Here is a 16458-nt window from a genome sequence, read left to right as displayed (position 1 = left end):
GAAATAAAGAGCTGACAGAACTATGTTCGAACAACGCGTAAATTCTGACGTACTGACCGTTTCTACCGTTAACTCTCAGGACCAGGTAACTCAAAAACCCCTGCGTGATTCCGTGAAACAGGCACTGAAGAACTATTTTGCTCAACTGAACGGTCAGGATGTGAATGACCTGTATGAGCTGGTACTGGCTGAAGTTGAACAGCCCCTGTTGGACATGGTGATGCAATACACCCGCGGTAACCAGACCCGCGCTGCCCTGATGATGGGTATCAACCGTGGTACCCTGCGTAAGAAACTGAAAAAATACGGCATGAACTGATCCTAATCAGTTAAGTGTTTGTTTAAAAAGGCGCTAACCGGCATGGGGAAGCGCCTTTTTTATTACCGGCCTACCCGTTTTGTTTAATCGTACAAATTAACGTGTTTTCCCCCCCAAAAACAGGGGCTTAAATCCCTTCCACCGCTCTGCATTGGGTGCTAATGTCACGCCCTTTATGCCCGTGCGCATAAAATTGTAGCGATCAATAACCTTAATTGTGAATGAGTTGGTGGCATCATGCAGGTTAGCCAATACGACCAGATCCTCGTTGTTATCTCTTTTATCGTTGCCATCATGGCAGCCTATACCGCGCTGAATATGGCCGGCCGGGTCTCGACCAACCCCGGTAAAGCCGGCTGGTTCTGGCTGACGGGCGGCGGTCTTGCGCTGGGTATCGGTATCTGGGCCATGCATTTTATTGGAATGCTGGCGATGGAGTTGACCATGGGCATGAGCTACGATCCGCTGCTTACCGGCGTGTCGATGCTGATTGCAGTAGGCTCCTCCCTGTTTGCCCTCTGGCTGGTCAGCTCGCCTCAGCTGCGCCTGCGGCGCCTGCTGCCAGGCTCGCTGATAATGGGTTGCGGCATTGCCGGTATGCACTATACCGGCATGGCGGCGTTAGAGGTCTCACCGCCAATTGAGTGGGATATGCGCTGGGTTGCGCTCTCCCTGCTCATCGCCCTTGGGGCGTCGCTGGCCGCGCTGTGGCTCACCTTCCGCCTGCGGCACGAAGCGGCGCTGGTGGCGCAAATGCGTGCGGGCGCAGCTATCCTGATGGGCATCGCAATTGCGGGTATGCACTATACCGGCATGATGGCAGCCCAGTTTCCGATGCAGCACTCGGTCATGCATCACGGCGTAGACGGTAACTGGCTGGCGCTGCTGGTGAGCGTGGTCGCACTCTCTATCCTCGGCATTACTTTGCTGGTCTCGATGCTGGACGCCCGTCTGCAAGCGCGCACGTCGCTGCTGGCGTCGTCGCTGGCGGAAGCTAACCGCGAGCTGGCCCAGCTGGCGCTGCACGATCCTCTCACCCGCCTGCCTAACCGCGTGCTGCTGGAGGATCGCCTCGACCAGGCAATCAATAAGGCCCGTCGTGAAGGCTCCTTTTTTGCTCTGATGTTTATGGATCTTGATGGGTTCAAAACCGTCAATGACGCCTACGGTCATGACGTTGGCGATCGGCTGCTGGTCGCCGTGACCGAACGTCTGCTCCAGCCGCTGAAGGGTCAATATACGCTGGCGCGGATCGGCGGCGACGAGTTTGTCCTGCTGGCGGAGGTTAGCGCCCCGGATGAGGCGGCCACGCTGGCGGATGCCCTGGTACGCACCATCGACCAACCTTTTACCCTTGAGCGCTACGATCTGGTCGTGACCTTAAGCGTCGGTATCGCCCTCTACCCTCACGATGGCAAGAACGAACGCGAGCTGATGTTTAACGCCGATGCAGCGATGTACCACACCAAGCATATGGGGCGTAACGGCTACCACTTCTTCCAGCCGTCGATGAATACGCTGGCGCAGACCCAGCTCCTGCTGATGAGCGACCTCTGGCTGGCGCTGGAGCGTAACGAGCTGCGCCTCTTTTACCAGCCCAAGTTCCAGGCTCCCGCAGGGCCGATCGTTGGCTTTGAAGCCCTGCTGCGCTGGCAGCACGGCGTGCACGGCCTGCTGACGCCGGATCGGTTCCTGCCGCTGGCGGAAAAAACCGGTTTGATTATTCCTATTGGTAACTGGGTGATTGATGAAGCCTGCCGCCAACTGCGCGAGTGGCAGCAGCAGGGGCATATGCACTGGACGGTGGCCGTTAACCTCTCAACCCTGCAGTTTGAACAGCCGGGGCTGGTAGATCACGTGATGGATTGCCTGGCGCGGCACAAGGTTCCGCCCCGGAGTCTAATCCTCGAAGTGACGGAAACCACCGCCATGACCAACCCGGATGAGAGCGTGCGTGTGCTGACGGAGCTGACCGACGCCGGCGTTAAAGCCTCAATTGACGATTTTGGTACCGGCTACTCCAGCCTGCTCTATCTTAAACGCCTGCCGGCCTGCGAGCTGAAGATTGACCGGGCGTTTGTTAAGGAGCTGAGCCGTGACGGTGACGACGCCACTATCGTTTCCGCCATCGTGGCGCTGGCCAAGACGTTGAACCTTAAGGTCGTGGCGGAAGGCGTCGAGACGCAGGCCCAGCAGGAGTTTCTGACCGAGCTGGGCTGCAATACGCTGCAGGGCTACCTGCTGGGCAAGCCCATCTCGGCCCAGGAGGCTACGCAGCTGGGAACCGAGACGAAGTAAGCGTCACGCCGGGTGGCGCTACGCTTACCCGGCCTACAACTCTTCCGAGACGATTGCGCGAGATACCTTAGCTTTTTTGGTAAAGAACTGCCGTACCACCACAAAGAACACCGGAACGAAGAAGATCGCCAGCAGCGTCGCGGAGAGCATGCCCCCCAGCACCCCGGTTCCCACCGCATTTTGCGCGCCGCTGCCCGCACCAGAACTGATCACCAGCGGCATGACGCCGAGGATAAAGGCCAGCGAGGTCATCAGAATTGGGCGCAGCCGCATTCGCACCGCCTCAAGCGTTGCCTCTATTAACCCTTTCCCCTCTTTATCCATGAGATCCTTAGCAAACTCGACGATCAGAATGGCGTTCTTGGCAGAAAGCCCAATGGTGGTGAGCAGGCCAACCTGGAAGTAGACGTCGTTATTCATCCCCCGCGTTAAGGCTGCCAGCAGCGCGCCAATAACGCCCAGCGGCACCACCAGCATGACCGAGAAAGGAATCGACCAGCTCTCATACAGCGCCGCCAGACAGAGGAAGACCACGATCAGTGAAATGGCGTATAGCGCCGGGGCCTGATTGCCGGAGAGACGCTCCTGATAAGACATCCCGGTCCAGTCATAGCCGATACCGGATGGCAGCCCGGAGGCCAGCTTCTCCATAAGCTGCATCGCATCACCGGTACTTTTGCCCGGCGCGGCCTCACCGAGAATCTCCATTGAGGGCAGACCGTTATAGCGCTCCAGACGCGGTGAGCCATAGACCCAGTGCGAGGTGGTGAAAGCCGAGAACGGCGTCATCTCTCCGTTGCTGCTTCGAACGTAGAGATTATTCACATCCGTAGGCAGCATGCGGTATTGCGCGTCTGCCTGCACGTAGACTTTTTTCACCCGCCCATGATCGATAAAGTCGTTCACGTAGGTTCCGCCTAACGCCGTGGAGATGGTCTGGTTAATATCCGAAAGATTGATCCCCAGCGCCTGAGCCTTTTCGATATCCACCTCCAGCTTAAACTGCGGGGTATCTTCCAGGCCATTTGGCCGCACGCGCACCACCTGGTCCGAATGCTTTTGTACCTCAGCCAGCAGCGTATTCCGCGCGCTGGTCAGGGCCTCATGCCCGAGGTTCGCCTGGTCGATCAACTCAAAATCGAAGCCCGTCGCGGTGCCCAGCTCGATAATCGCCGGCAGGTTAAACGGAAAGACCAGGCCGTCGCGAATTTTACTGAAGGCTTTGGTCGCACGCTCTACGATGCCGCCAACGCCGTTCTCTTTACCAGGGCGCTCTTCCCAGGGCTTAAGGCTGATAAAGGCCATCCCGGAGTTCTGCCCCTGGCCGCTGAAGCTGTAGCCGTTGACGGTCAGGACAGAGTCAACGTTGGCCTTCTCACTGTTGAGGTAGTAGTCGGTGACCTTATCCAGCACCTTCTGCGTCCGCGCCTGGGTCGCCCCGGCGGGCAGCTGCACCATAGTCATAAAGACGCCCTGATCTTCATCAGGCAGAAAAGAGGTGGGCAGACGTAAAAACAACACCGCCATTCCGGCGACAATCAGCACGTAGACCAGCAGATAACGTCCGGTGCCGTTGATGATCCCGGCAACGCTTGCCGTGTAGTGGTGCGTACTACGTTCAAACAGGCGGTTAAACCAGGCAAAGAAACCCTTTTTCTCCCCGTGCGTATCAGGGTCGAACGGCTTTAACAGCGTTGCACAGAGGGCTGGCGTAAGAATAAGCGCCACCAGTACCGAGAGCGCCATCGCCGAGACGATGGTAATGGAGAACTGACGATAGATCTCACCGGTAGAGCCGCCAAAGAAGGCCATCGGAATAAATACCGCCGAGAGCACCATCGCGATCCCTACCAGCGCCCCCTGGATCTGCGACATTGACTTCTCCGTCGCCTCTTTCGGTGGCAGATGGTCCTCCGCCATCACACGCTCGACGTTCTCAACCACCACGATAGCATCGTCCACCAGTAGACCTATCGCCAGCACCATACCGAACATAGTTAGCGTGTTGATGGAGTAGCCAAACGCCGAGAGGATCGCAAAGGTCCCCAGTAATACTACCGGCACGGCGATGGTTGGGATGAGCGTCGCCCGAATATTCTGCAGGAACAGGTACATCACCAGGAAGACCAGAATAATGGCCTCAAACAGCGTCTTAACAACCTCATGAATAGAGATCTTCACAAAGGGCGTCGTGTCATAGGGGTAGACAACTTTCATACCCTGGGGAAAGAACGGCTCCAGCTCGTTGAGTTTGGCTTTGATGGCGCTGGCGGTATCCAGTGCATTCGCGCCGGTAGCCAGCTTAATACCGATCGCCGCAGCATCCTGGCCGTTGATTTTGGTTACCGTATTATAGTTTTCTCCACCCAGCTCAATGCGGGCAACGTCTTTTAGCCGCACCTGTGAACCGTCGGCGTTGACCTTAAGCGTGATATTGCCAAACTCGTCCGGATCCTTCAGCCGGGTCTGAGCAATGATTGAAGCATTGAGTTGCTGATTGGGCATCGACGGCGTACCGCCAAGCTGGCCCGCGGCGATCTGATCGTTTTGTACCTTGATCTGATTAACCACATCGACCGTCGTCAGGTTGTATTTGTTAAGCAGATCGGCGTTTAGCCAGATACGCATCGCATACTGGGCACCGAAAAGCTGCACGTCGCCGACGCCGTTGGTACGGCTAATGGCATCTTTAATGTTAGAGGCCACGTAGTCGGAGATATCATCCTGATTCAGGCTCTTGTTCTCAGAGGTGAAGCCCACCACCATCAAAAAGCTGCTGCTGGACTTCTCGACGCCGATCCCCTGCTGCTGAACCTCCTGCGGCAGCAGCGGCATAGCAAGCTGTAGCTTATTCTGCACCTGAACCTGAGCAATGTCTGGATCCGTTCCAGATTTGAAGGTAAGCGTAACCGTTACGCTTCCTGCCGAGTCGCTGGTAGAGGACATGTACATCAGGTTATCGATACCGTTCATATTCTGCTCAATAACCTGCGTGACGGTATCTTGCACCGTCTGGGCGTCGGCCCCCGGGTAGGTAGCGCTGATCGCGACCGCTGGTGGCGCAATAGTCGGGTATTGCGCGACGGGCAGCTGTAGGATTGCCAGCGCCCCGGCAATCATCAAAATAATTGCCAGCACCCAGGCAAAAATCGGACGATCGATAAAAAACTTAGCCATCTTTTGCTCTCATTGGGTTTATACAGTTAACGTGCGGCGGCAGTTTGGCCTGCAACGTTCGGGGCGACGGTCACCGTTGCCCCAGGACGAACCCGCTGCAATCCGCTGACGATGACGTTTTCACCCTCTTTCAAGCCGTCCGTAATGAGCCACTTGTCACCGATAGCCTGTGACGCGACGACGTTGCGTGATTCAACCTGGTTTTTATCGTTTACCAGCAGCACGGTGGCGTCGCCACGGGCGTTGCGGGTAACGCCCTGCTGCGGCACAAGAATAGCGGCGGGCTGCACGCCCTCGTCGATGCGCGCCCGGACAAACATGCCCGGCAGCAGGGTGTGATCCGGGTTAGGGAAAACCGCTCGGATGGTGATGGAACCGGTGCTCTCATCAACGGTGACGTCTGAGAACTCCAGCGTGCCCTTCAGCGGATAGCGCTGGCCGTTTTCGGTTAACAGCTCAACGTCCGTTTTACCGCTGTTTTTTTGCAGATTGCCCTGTTCAACAGCCTGCTTCAGGCGCATGAAATCATTGCTCGACTGGGTAACGTCGACGTAAACAGGATCAAGCTGCTGCACGGTCGCCATTGCGGTACTCTGGCCGTTGGTCACCAGTGCCCCTTCGGTCACCGCTGATTTGCCGATCCGGCCATTAATCGGCGAGCGGACCTGGGTATAGGCAAGGTTTATTCTTGCCGTTTCAACGGCAGCCTTCGCGGCCTGCACTGCGGCATCTGCCTGCTGGGCATCGGCAATGGCCGTGTCATACTCCTGCTGGCTGATGTACTGCGTACCGACGAGGGGCTGATAGCGCTTAACGGTGAGGTGGGCAATCTTCGCTGCCGCCTGCGCCTTCGCCAGATCGCCCTGAGCGCTGGCATAGTCCGCCTGATAGGTCGCAGGATCGATCTGATAGAGCGACTGGCCTGCGGTAATATCCGCCCCCTCGACAAAATTACGCCGTAAAATAATACCGCTGACCTGGGGCCGCACCTCGGCAATACGAAACGCTTCGGTTCTGCCGGGGAGTTCAGTGGTCACTGCCAGCGGTGCGGCTTTTACCTGATAAACGCTGACTTCCGGCGCGGCTGCTTTTTTTACGCCATCACCATTATCATTACAGCCACTGAGTAAACCCGCCGAAATTAAAATTAATGACGACAGACGGAAACATTCACCAAATTTATTCATTGCAGTTCCTCAAAAACACAACGCACGGCGTTAACCGCAAAAATCCACGATAAAAAATAATTCACATCAATAAATGAAATTATTTAATTAGCCCGATGAATAATTAATGGCTCACCGGAAAGAGAATTCGTTATTGCCGCTGGGCAACAACATGGGTCGATTTTGTTAAGCGCCGACAGACCACGACATAAAATACTGGGACAAAGAATATCGCCAGTAGCGTCGCCGCAATCATTCCCCCCATTACGCCCGTACCAACCGCATTTTGCGCGCCGCTGCCTGCGCCGGTGCTTAATACCAGCGGCATTACGCCTAAAATAAAGGCCAGGGAGGTCATCAGGATAGGACGCAGGCGCATTCTGACCGCTTCAAGCGTGGCTTCGATAAGGCTTTTGTGCTCTTTATCCATCAGATCTTTGGCAAATTCGACAATCAGAATGGCATTCTTTGCCGATAGCCCAATGGTGGTGAGCAGGCCCACCTGGAAATAGACATCGTTGCTCAAGCCACGCAGGCTGGCCGCCAGTAACGCCCCCACGACGCCCAGCGGCACCACCAGCATAACCGAGAAGGGAATCGACCAGCTCTCATACAGGGCAGCAAGGCAGAGGAAAACGACCACCAGCGAAATAGCATACAGTGCCGGAGCCTGGTTGCCGGAGAGACGCTCCTGATAAGACATTCCGGTCCAGTCAAAACCGACGCCAGCGGGAAGCTGTGACGCCAGCGTCTCCATAAGCTTCATCGCTTCGCCGCTGCTTTTGCCCGCCGCGGCCTCGCCGAGGATCTCCATGGAGGGCAGACCGTTATAACGCTCCAGTCGAGGTGAACCCTGGATCCAGCGGGCGCTGGCGAAGCTGGAGAACGGTACCATGCCGCCGGTCTGGTTGCGCACATACCAGGTGTTAATATCATCCGGCATCATGCGGTAAGGCGCATCGGCCTGGGCATAGACCTTTTTTACCCGTCCGTTATCAATAAAGTCGTTAACGTAGGTGCTGCCCAGCGCGGTGGCAATTGTGCTGTTGATATCGCTCAACGAGACGCCCAGCGCCTGAGCTTTCTCCTGATCGACATTGAGCTTGAACTGGGGCATATCCTCAAGGCCGTTGGGCCGCGTCCTGACCAGCATGTCCGGATGCTGCGCCGCCTGTATAAGCAGCTGATTACGCGCGGCGGTCAGCGCCGTATGGCCCAGCCCCGCCTGATCGATCAGCTCAAAGTCGAACCCTGTAGCGGTACCCAGCTCGGTAATGGCCGGCAGGTTGAAGGCGAAAACCATTCCATCTTTGATGCGGCTAAAGGCTTTGGTAGCCCGACCTACAATCGCGCCAACGCGATCCTCTTTGGCCTCACGCTGCGCCCACGGCATCAGGCGGACAAAGGCCAGACCGTTGTTCTGTCCTTTCCCGTTCAAGCCAAAACCGGTTACGGTAAAGACGGAGTCGACATTGGCCTTCTCTTTCGTCAGGTAGTAATCCGTGACCTCCCGCATGATCTGTTCCGTTCGCGCCTGCGTCGCCCCGGCGGGCAGCGTAACCATCGTCAGAAATACGCCCTGATCCTCTTCGGGTAAAAACGAGGTTGGCAGCCGCAGGAAGAGCACGGCCATTCCGATAACGATAACGACATAGACAATGATGTACCGCCCCGTACAGTGGAGCAGCTTCTGTACGCTGCCGGTGTAGTGCCGGGTACTCTGCTCAAACAGGTGATTGAAACGGCTAAAGAGGCGGTGGGTTTTATCGTGCTGTACCGGCTTAAGCAGCGTTGCGCACAGGGCGGGCGTCAGGATCAGAGCCACCAGCACCGAGAGTGCCATCGCTGAGACGATGGTGATGGAGAACTGCCGATAGATGACCCCCGTCGAGCCGCCAAAAAAGGCCATGGGAATAAATACGGCAGAGAGCACCATCGCGATCCCCACCAGCGCGCCCTGAATCTGACTCATCGACTTCTGCGTGGCCTCCTTTGGCGGCAGCCCTTCGTCAGTCATGACGCGCTCGACGTTTTCAACCACCACGATGGCATCATCCACCAGCAGGCCAATAGCCAGCACCATGCCAAACATGGTTAACGTATTGATGGAGTAGCCAAACGCCGCCAGTACGGCAAAGGTTCCCAGCAGCACCACCGGCACGGCGATAGTGGGAATGAGCGTAGCGCGCAGGTTTTGCAGGAACAGGTACATCACCAGGAAGACCAGCACAATTGCTTCAAATAGCGTTTTGAACACTTCCCGGATAGAGATATTGATAAACGGCGTCGTATCGTAGCTGTAGACCAGCTTCAGGCCGTGCGGAAAATAGGATTGCAGATGCGCCATCTGCTGCTTTACCGCATCGGCGGTAGAGAGCGCATTGGCACCCGTCGCCAGCTTAATACCCAGCCCCGCCGAAGGTTTCCCGTTATAACGCGCCACCACGTTGTAGTTCTCACCGCCGCGCTCGATGCGGGCGACATCGCGCAGCAGCACGCGCGATCCATCCGCCTGCACCTTAAGCGTAATGTTGCCAAACTCCTGCGGCGTACGCAGACGGGTCTGGACGATGATTGAGGCGTTGAGCTGCTGCGTCTCTGGCGAGGGCGTTCCTCCCAGCTGGCCGGCGGCAATCTGGCTGTTCTGCGCTTTGATTTCGTTGACGACGTCGAGGGTTGTCAGCTGATACTGGTTAAGCTTGCTGGGATCGAGCCAGATGCGCATCGCATACTGTGCACCAAACAGCTGAACGTCGCCGACCCCCTCCGTGCGGCTCACGGGATCTTTGATATTGGAGGAGATGTAATCGGCAATGTCATCCTGCGACATGCTGCCATCATCTGAGATAAAGCCCATTACCAGCAGGAAGTTGCTGCTCGATTTTTTAACGTTGATACCCTGCTGCTGTACCTCTTGCGGCAACAGCGGCATGGCGAGCTGCAGCTTGTTCTGTACCTGAACCTGGGCGATATCGGGATCGGTCCCGGAATTAAACGTTAAGGTTACCGTCACACCGCCCGAGGAGTCGCTGGTGGAGGACATGTACATCAGGTTATCGAGGCCGTTCATGTTCTGTTCAATAACCTGGGTCACGGTGTCTTGTACAGTCTGTGCGTCCGCGCCGGGATAGGTAGCGTTAATGGCAATGGCGGGCGGTGCAATCGTGGGATACTGCGCAACAGGCAGCTTTATGACGGCCAACGCGCCTGCCAGCATTAAAATAATCGCCAATACCCAGGCGAAAATCGGACGATCGATAAAGAACCTTGCCATATAAACCTATTACCTTTTCTTTTTCATAACCGGGATTTATTACCAGATGGCGTCAGCATTAATCACCCAAATAAATACTTAATTTAATAACATTCACAGGATGAATATTTATTAAGCCAGAGCGAAAATAGTGGCGCTATGTTGAATGAACAACGGAAAAATGCAAGGATAGATAGTGAGATCCCGGGTATATTTTATTCAGAAAATGTAAATCCCTCCTTTGCATGGCGGTGACGGTTATGGCAAAAAAGACGAAAGAAGAGGCAGCTAAAACACGACAGCGATTAATAGACACCGCTATTTTAACATTCGCGCAGCAGGGTTTTTCCAATACCACACTGGATGATATCGCCTGCGCGGCTCACATGACGCGAGGGGCTATTTACTGGCATTTTACAAATAAAACGGAATTATTTAACGCTATCTGGCAGGAGCAACGGCCGCTGAGAGAGAGAATAGACCGTAAAGCCCAGTTACATTTCAGTAACGACCCGCAGGGACTATTTCGCCATAGCCTGACAGAGGCCCTCCGTTTAATTGCTAAAAATCCTTTTGAACAAGCCCTCATAGAAATTCTTTACCATAAATGCGAATTTACACAAAATATGACCCCGGAGGCGGAAATACGCGAGCGGCTCTTTTTTAATCCGGCGAATGTTACCGAACTGTTAGAGAAGTGCCGGTTGCAGGATCCTCACTTTTTAAGCGGTAGCGTAGAGACAGCGCTGATTATTATTCAGGGGTATCTGAGCGGAATTGTTAAAAACTGGCTGATGTTAGGTAAGTGCTTCGATCTTGCCGCGCTGGCACCCCAGCTGGTTGACGGGCTGTTGGTGATGCTGCGCATGACGCCTGATGAGAACAGGGCCAGGCTGAGCGCATAAATTGCGCGCTTGCACTCCATCTTTTCTCCTTAATCGGCTGACATGCGCCGTTTCTCTCCATGTTTTTTACATTGGACACGCTTTGTAAGAATAGAGGCATAAGTCCCAGCCGTGACCAGTGGTACAATACCGCTATTCACATAAATGAGGTGAATGTGACCATGAAAAAATTTATTGCCGTTGCACTGTTATCTACCGTTCTCGCAGGCTGTGCCCATGACTCCCCTTGCGTACCGACCTATGACGATCAGGGCCGACTGGTGCATACCAATACCTGCATGAAAGGAACGACTCAGGATAACTGGGAAACCGCAGGGGCTGTTGCCGGCGGTGCCGCCGCGATTGCTGGCCTGACGCTGGGTATTGTGGCCTTAACAAAATAATCTGACTCAAGGCGTGGTTCCCCCACGCCTTCTTTTTTGCTCCGCTCCGGTGCAGTTCTGATCCTCTGTTAAATTTGCGACGCTTTCTGGTTCAAAAACCACGCCGTTCTATTCCTCTTTTTCCATCCTGCTGTTTTTAATCCTTCCGTAACGAAACTATTTTGCTCCGTTTTGTGGCGCAGGTTCGAGTTTCGCACCATTGCGGAGCGCTAAATGCTTTTTTTCCTGTCTACACTCTGCATATTGCGGGGAGAACTCCCCTTTTCCGCCTTCCGCAAACCTGGCACTACCTTTGCTTTAAAAAGTATGGCCAACGCCACAGACAGGTTCCAGGCGTCTCCCGAACGCCTTTTTATAACAATAATTTCGCCACACAGGATGCATTATGAAAAAGATGACGATCGCCAGCCTGGCTGCCGCCGGTGCGCTGTTTGCTGTTGTAAACCAGGCGCATGCTGGCGCAACGCTGGATGCCGTAAAGAGTAAAGGGTTTGTACAGTGCGGTATTAGCGACGGGCTGCCGGGTTTTTCCTATGCGGATGCCAACGGCAAGTTTACCGGTATTGATGTGGACGTTTGCCGTGGCGTCGCCGCTGCGGTTTTTGGCGATGACACCAAAGTGAAGTACACCCCGCTAACGGCCAAAGAGCGTTTCACCGCCCTACAGTCCGGGGAAGTTGACGTGCTGTCGCGGAATACCACCTGGACCTCCTCTCGCGATGCTGGCATGGGTATGGCATTCACCGGTGTTACCTACTACGACGGCATCGGCTTCCTGACCCATAATAAAGCGGGTCTGAAGAGTGCTAAAGAGTTAGACGGAGCCACTGTCTGCATCCAGGCTGGGACCGATACCGAGCTGAACGTGGCGGACTACTTTAAATCTAACAACATGAAGTATACCCCGGTGACCTTTGACCGCTCTGACGAATCTGCCAAAGCGCTGGAGTCCGGTCGCTGTGACACCCTGGCCTCTGACCAGTCACAGCTCTATGCTCTGCGTATCAAACTGGGCACACCGGGCGAGTGGATCGTTCTGCCGGAAGTCATCTCTAAAGAGCCGCTTGGCCCGGTAGTTCGCCGCGGTGACGATGAGTGGTTCTCCATAGTTCGCTGGACTCTGTTCGCAATGCTGAACGCAGAGGAGATGGGCATCACCTCTAAAAACGTTGACGAAAAGGCAGCCAGCCCGGCGACTCCTGATATGGCGCACCTGTTAGGCAAAGAGGGTGACTATGGCAAGGATCTGAAGCTTGATAACAAGTGGGCTTACAACGTTATCAAGAAAGTCGGTAACTACGCGGAGATCTTCGAGCGCAACGTGGGATCGGAAAGCCCGTTGAAGATCAAACGTGGCCAGAACAACCTCTGGAACAACGGTGGTATCCAGTACGCGCCGCCGGTGCGCTAAGCTGCCGGTACGCTAAGGTAGAGTGCTGTAACGGGCACTGCTCAGGCAGTGCCCAGCCCAGAGTCAAGGTTACCGAGGTTTTCCTATGTCCCAACGCCGCCCAACCGTTAAAGGATCGTTCTCCCTTTCAAACCCCGCGGTTCGAGCCTGGCTGTTTCAGATTGTCGCTATCGTGGCCGTCGTCAGCGTCGCGATCTATTTGATACACAACACCGTTACTAACCTGAGCAGCCGGGGTATTACCTCCGGCTTTGCCTTTCTCGATCGTGGAGCCGGATTCGGTATCGTTCAACATCTTATCGACTACGAGCAGGGCGATACCTATGGCCGCGTGTTCCTGGTCGGTTTGCTGAATACGCTGCTAGTCTCCGCGCTATGTATTGTTTTTGCCTCTTTTCTGGGTTTCTTCCTCGGGCTTGCGCGCCTGTCTGAAAACTGGCTGCTGCGCAAGCTGTCGACGATCTACATCGAAACCTTCCGTAATATCCCACCGCTGCTGCAGATCTTTTTCTGGTATTTTGCCGTACTGCGCAACCTGCCGGGGCCACGACAGGCGGTAAGTGCGTTCGACCTGGCGTTTCTCAGTAACCGTGGGCTCTATATTCCTGCTCCCGCGTTTGGCGAAGGCATCGTCGGTTTCATTGTAGCGGTGTTTATTGCGCTAGCCGTTACTGTAGGGCTGTACCGCTTTAACAAGGCGCACCAGATGAAAACCGGCCAGCTGCGGCGGACATGGCCAACCGCGCTTGGGTTAATTATCCTGCTGCCGCTGCTCTCCCAGTGGCTGTTCGGCGCGGCGCTGCACTGGGATGTGCCGGAGCTGCGAGGCTTTAACTTCCGGGGCGGTATGGCGCTGATCCCGGAGCTGGCGGCGCTGACTCTGGCCCTGTCGGTCTATACCTCCGCGTTTATTGCTGAAATTATTCGCTCGGGTATCCAGTCGGTGCCCTTTGGGCAACACGAGGCCGCGCGCTCGCTGGGTTTGCCTAACCCGGTAACGCTGCGCCAGGTGATTATCCCGCAGGCGATGCGCGTGATCATTCCACCGCTGACCAGCCAGTACCTCAACATTGTAAAGAACTCGTCGCTGGCGGCCGCGATCGGCTATCCCGATATGGTATCGCTATTTGCCGGAACGGTTCTGAACCAGACCGGACAGGCGATCGAGACGATTGCCATCACGATGTCGGTCTATCTGATCATTAGCCTGACGATCTCCCTGCTAATGAACATCTATAACCGTCGTATCGCCCTGGTCGAGCGCTAAGGATCCATGATGACAAAAGCACTCCTGTCTCACCCCACGCGCCCGGCCAGTTCCGGCACGGGACGCTATCTCCAGTGGGCGCGTAAAAATCTGTTCTCCAGCTGGTCTAATAGTCTGCTAACCGTGGTTGCGCTGTGGCTGATGTGGGAGCTTATTCCTCCCCTGCTGAACTGGGCGCTGTTTCAGGCGAACTGGTTTGGCTCAACCCGTGCGGACTGCACCAAAGAGGGCGCCTGCTGGGTCTTTATTCATGAGCGTTTCGGCCAGTTTATGTATGGTCTCTACCCTCATGCCGAGCGCTGGCGCATCAACACCGCGTTGTTGATCGGCCTGCTCTCGATCGTACCGATGTTCTGGAATGCACTGCCTAAACGCGGACGCTACATTGCCTGCTGGGCAGTGATCTATCCGCTGGTTGTATGGGGCCTGATGTACGGCGGCTTTCTCGGACTGGAGCGTGTAGAGACGCGACAGTGGGGTGGTCTGACGCTGACCCTGATCATCGCCTCGGTCGGGATTGCTGGCGCGCTGCCACTGGGGATCTTACTGGCACTAGGCCGGCGCTCAACCATGCCGGTGGTGCGCATTCTGTCGGTGATTTTTATTGAGTTCTGGCGAGGCGTGCCGCTAATCACCGTGTTGTTTATGTCCTCGGTGATGCTACCGCTGTTTATGTCGGAAGGGACCAGCATCGATAAGCTGGTGCGGGCGCTGGTCGGGGTGATTCTGTTCCAGTCAGCCTATGTGGCCGAGGTCGTACGAGGCGGACTACAGGCGCTGCCCAAGGGGCAGTATGAAGCCGCTGAATCCCTGGCGCTGGGTTACTGGAAAACCCAGGGCCTGGTGATCCTGCCTCAGGCGCTGAAGATGGTGATCCCTGGGCTGGTCAATACCATTATTGCCCTCTTCAAGGACACGAGCCTGGTGATCATCATCGGCTTGTTCGATCTCTTTAGCAGCGTGCAGCAGGCAACGGTCGATCCCGAGTGGCTAGGGATGTCGACGGAAGGCTACGTTTTTGCTGCGCTGGTCTACTGGATTTTCTGTTTTAGCATGTCGCGCTATAGCCAACATCTGGAGAAGCGCTTTAACACCGGGCGTACACCGCACTGAGGACACCATGAGTAATATGACTATGCAATCTGCCGACGCGATGATTACGCTCGAGAATGTGAATAAGTGGTACGGACAGTTCCATGTGCTGAAAGATATCAACCTGAATGTAAAACAGGGGGAGCGCATTGTTCTTTGCGGCCCCTCCGGGTCAGGTAAATCGACAACGATTCGCTGCATTAACCATCTGGAAGAGCATCAGCAGGGTCGTATCGTTGTTGATGGCATCGAGCTGAATGAAGATATCCGCAATATTGAGAAGGTGCGTCAGGAGGTAGGGATGGTATTTCAGCACTTCAACCTTTTCCCACATCTGACGGTATTGCAGAACTGCACTCTGGCCCCTATCTGGGTGCGTAAGATGCCAAAGAAAGAGGCTGAAGCGCTGGCGATGCACTACCTTGAGCGCGTCCGTATTGCCGAGCATGCGCATAAGTTCCCCGGCCAGATCTCTGGTGGTCAACAGCAGCGCGTGGCCATTGCCCGTTCGCTCTGCATGAAACCTAAAATCATGCTGTTTGATGAGCCTACCTCTGCACTGGATCCGGAGATGGTGAAGGAGGTGCTGGATACTATGATTGGTCTGGCAGAATCGGGGATGACAATGCTGTGTGTGACGCACGAGATGGGCTTTGCCCGTACGGTTGCCGACCGCGTGATCTTTATGGATCGTGGGGAGATTGTTGAACAGGCCCCACCGGAAGAGTTCTTTGCCCATCCAAAATCAGAACGTACACGCGCGTTTCTCTCACAGGTTATCCATTAAGATTGTATTGCCGGGCATTTGTAATGCCTGGCAGTTACGGCGGGCGTCATGCCCGCCGCCCTCCGGGCCGTTGCTGCGCAACGTGCAAATCCGCTCCCGGCGGATTTGTCCCTACTCAAAGAGCGCTTACCGATAAACAACACGTAAAACAAAAGGCCCAGTCTTTCGACTGGGCCTTTTGTTTTATTTGATGCCTGGCAGTTCCCTACTCTCGCATGGGGAGACCCCACACTACCATCGGCGCTACGGCGTTTCACTTCTGAGTTCGGCATGGGGTCAGGTGGGACCACCGCGCTAGTGCCGCCAGGCAAATTCTTTACTATGTGCCGAACTTTAACCACTAAAAAGTGGTGCTGATACCCAGAGTCGAACTGGGGACCTCACCCTTACCAAGGGTGCG

General features: G+C 55.3%; 11 protein-coding genes and 1 rRNA gene. 8 read left to right on the top strand and 4 right to left on the bottom strand.

Features of this window, described 5'->3' with window-relative positions; genetic code table 11:
• Window positions 1-22 precede the first annotated feature (22 nt).
• Together fis and RTM13_RS19795 are read left to right on the top strand one after the other, a co-directional pair.
• Entirely contained in the window at window positions 23-319 is a 297-nt protein-coding gene (gene fis, locus RTM13_RS19800) for a DNA-binding transcriptional regulator Fis (RefSeq protein WP_000462905.1), read from the top strand.
• Window positions 320-556: 237 nt separating this feature from the next.
• Window positions 557-2617, top strand: a complete 2061-nt coding sequence (locus RTM13_RS19795; RefSeq protein ID WP_312214424.1) for a bifunctional diguanylate cyclase/phosphodiesterase — start codon at window positions 557-559, stop codon at window positions 2615-2617.
• A gap of 33 nt (window positions 2618-2650) precedes the next feature.
• Here RTM13_RS19795 and RTM13_RS19790 read toward each other — a convergent pair whose 3' ends face one another.
• From RTM13_RS19790 to RTM13_RS19780, 3 genes are all read right to left on the bottom strand, one after another.
• Window positions 2651-5794, bottom strand: coding sequence for an efflux RND transporter permease subunit (locus RTM13_RS19790; RefSeq protein ID WP_312214423.1), 3144 nt, complete (start codon window positions 5792-5794; stop codon window positions 2651-2653).
• A gap of 26 nt (window positions 5795-5820) precedes the next feature.
• Window positions 5821-6981 carry an efflux RND transporter periplasmic adaptor subunit gene (locus RTM13_RS19785; RefSeq protein WP_312214422.1) on the bottom strand — a complete coding sequence of 387 codons (1161 nt, stop codon included), beginning with the start codon at window positions 6979-6981 and terminating at the stop codon, window positions 5821-5823.
• A 130-nt stretch (window positions 6982-7111) separates the two neighbouring features.
• Window positions 7112-10234, bottom strand: coding sequence for an efflux RND transporter permease subunit (locus tag RTM13_RS19780; RefSeq protein ID WP_312214420.1), 3123 nt, complete (start codon window positions 10232-10234; stop codon window positions 7112-7114).
• 239 nt (window positions 10235-10473) lie between these two features.
• On the opposite strand from RTM13_RS19780, the gene RTM13_RS19775 reads away from it, so the two are divergent.
• From RTM13_RS19775 to RTM13_RS19750, 6 genes are all read left to right on the top strand, one after another.
• Window positions 10474-11118, top strand: a complete 645-nt coding sequence (locus tag RTM13_RS19775) for a TetR family transcriptional regulator (protein WP_312214418.1) — start codon at window positions 10474-10476, stop codon at window positions 11116-11118.
• A gap of 161 nt (window positions 11119-11279) precedes the next feature.
• Window positions 11280-11501, top strand: coding sequence for a hypothetical protein (locus RTM13_RS19770; RefSeq protein ID WP_144817421.1), 222 nt, complete (start codon window positions 11280-11282; stop codon window positions 11499-11501).
• 385 nt (window positions 11502-11886) lie between these two features.
• Entirely contained in the window at window positions 11887-12912 is a 1026-nt protein-coding gene (locus RTM13_RS19765; protein ID WP_312214416.1) for an amino acid ABC transporter substrate-binding protein, read from the top strand.
• Between the two features lie 85 nt (window positions 12913-12997).
• Window positions 12998-14179: an amino acid ABC transporter permease gene (locus RTM13_RS19760; RefSeq protein WP_312214415.1), complete on the top strand. Its 1182-nt coding sequence runs from the start codon at window positions 12998-13000 to the stop codon at window positions 14177-14179.
• A 9-nt stretch (window positions 14180-14188) separates the two neighbouring features.
• Window positions 14189-15292 (top strand): amino acid ABC transporter permease, encoded by a 1104-nt coding sequence (locus RTM13_RS19755; protein WP_312214413.1) that lies wholly within the window; start codon window positions 14189-14191, stop codon window positions 15290-15292.
• 7 nt (window positions 15293-15299) lie between these two features.
• Window positions 15300-16058 carry an amino acid ABC transporter ATP-binding protein gene (locus RTM13_RS19750; RefSeq protein ID WP_103821412.1) on the top strand — a complete coding sequence of 253 codons (759 nt, stop codon included), beginning with the start codon at window positions 15300-15302 and terminating at the stop codon, window positions 16056-16058.
• Between the two features lie 192 nt (window positions 16059-16250).
• Here the strand turns inward: RTM13_RS19750 and rrf are convergent.
• Window positions 16251-16366 (bottom strand): 5S ribosomal RNA (gene rrf, locus RTM13_RS19745).
• Window positions 16367-16458 lie beyond the last annotated feature (92 nt).

Origin of the sequence: Pseudescherichia sp. (assembly GCF_031979925.1) — a bacterium.
In the GTDB taxonomy this organism is placed as follows: Bacteria; Pseudomonadota; Gammaproteobacteria; order Enterobacterales; family Enterobacteriaceae; genus Pseudescherichia.
The sequence above is the reverse complement of the archived record's forward strand: the minus strand, read 5'-3'. Positions and strand labels throughout refer to the sequence as shown.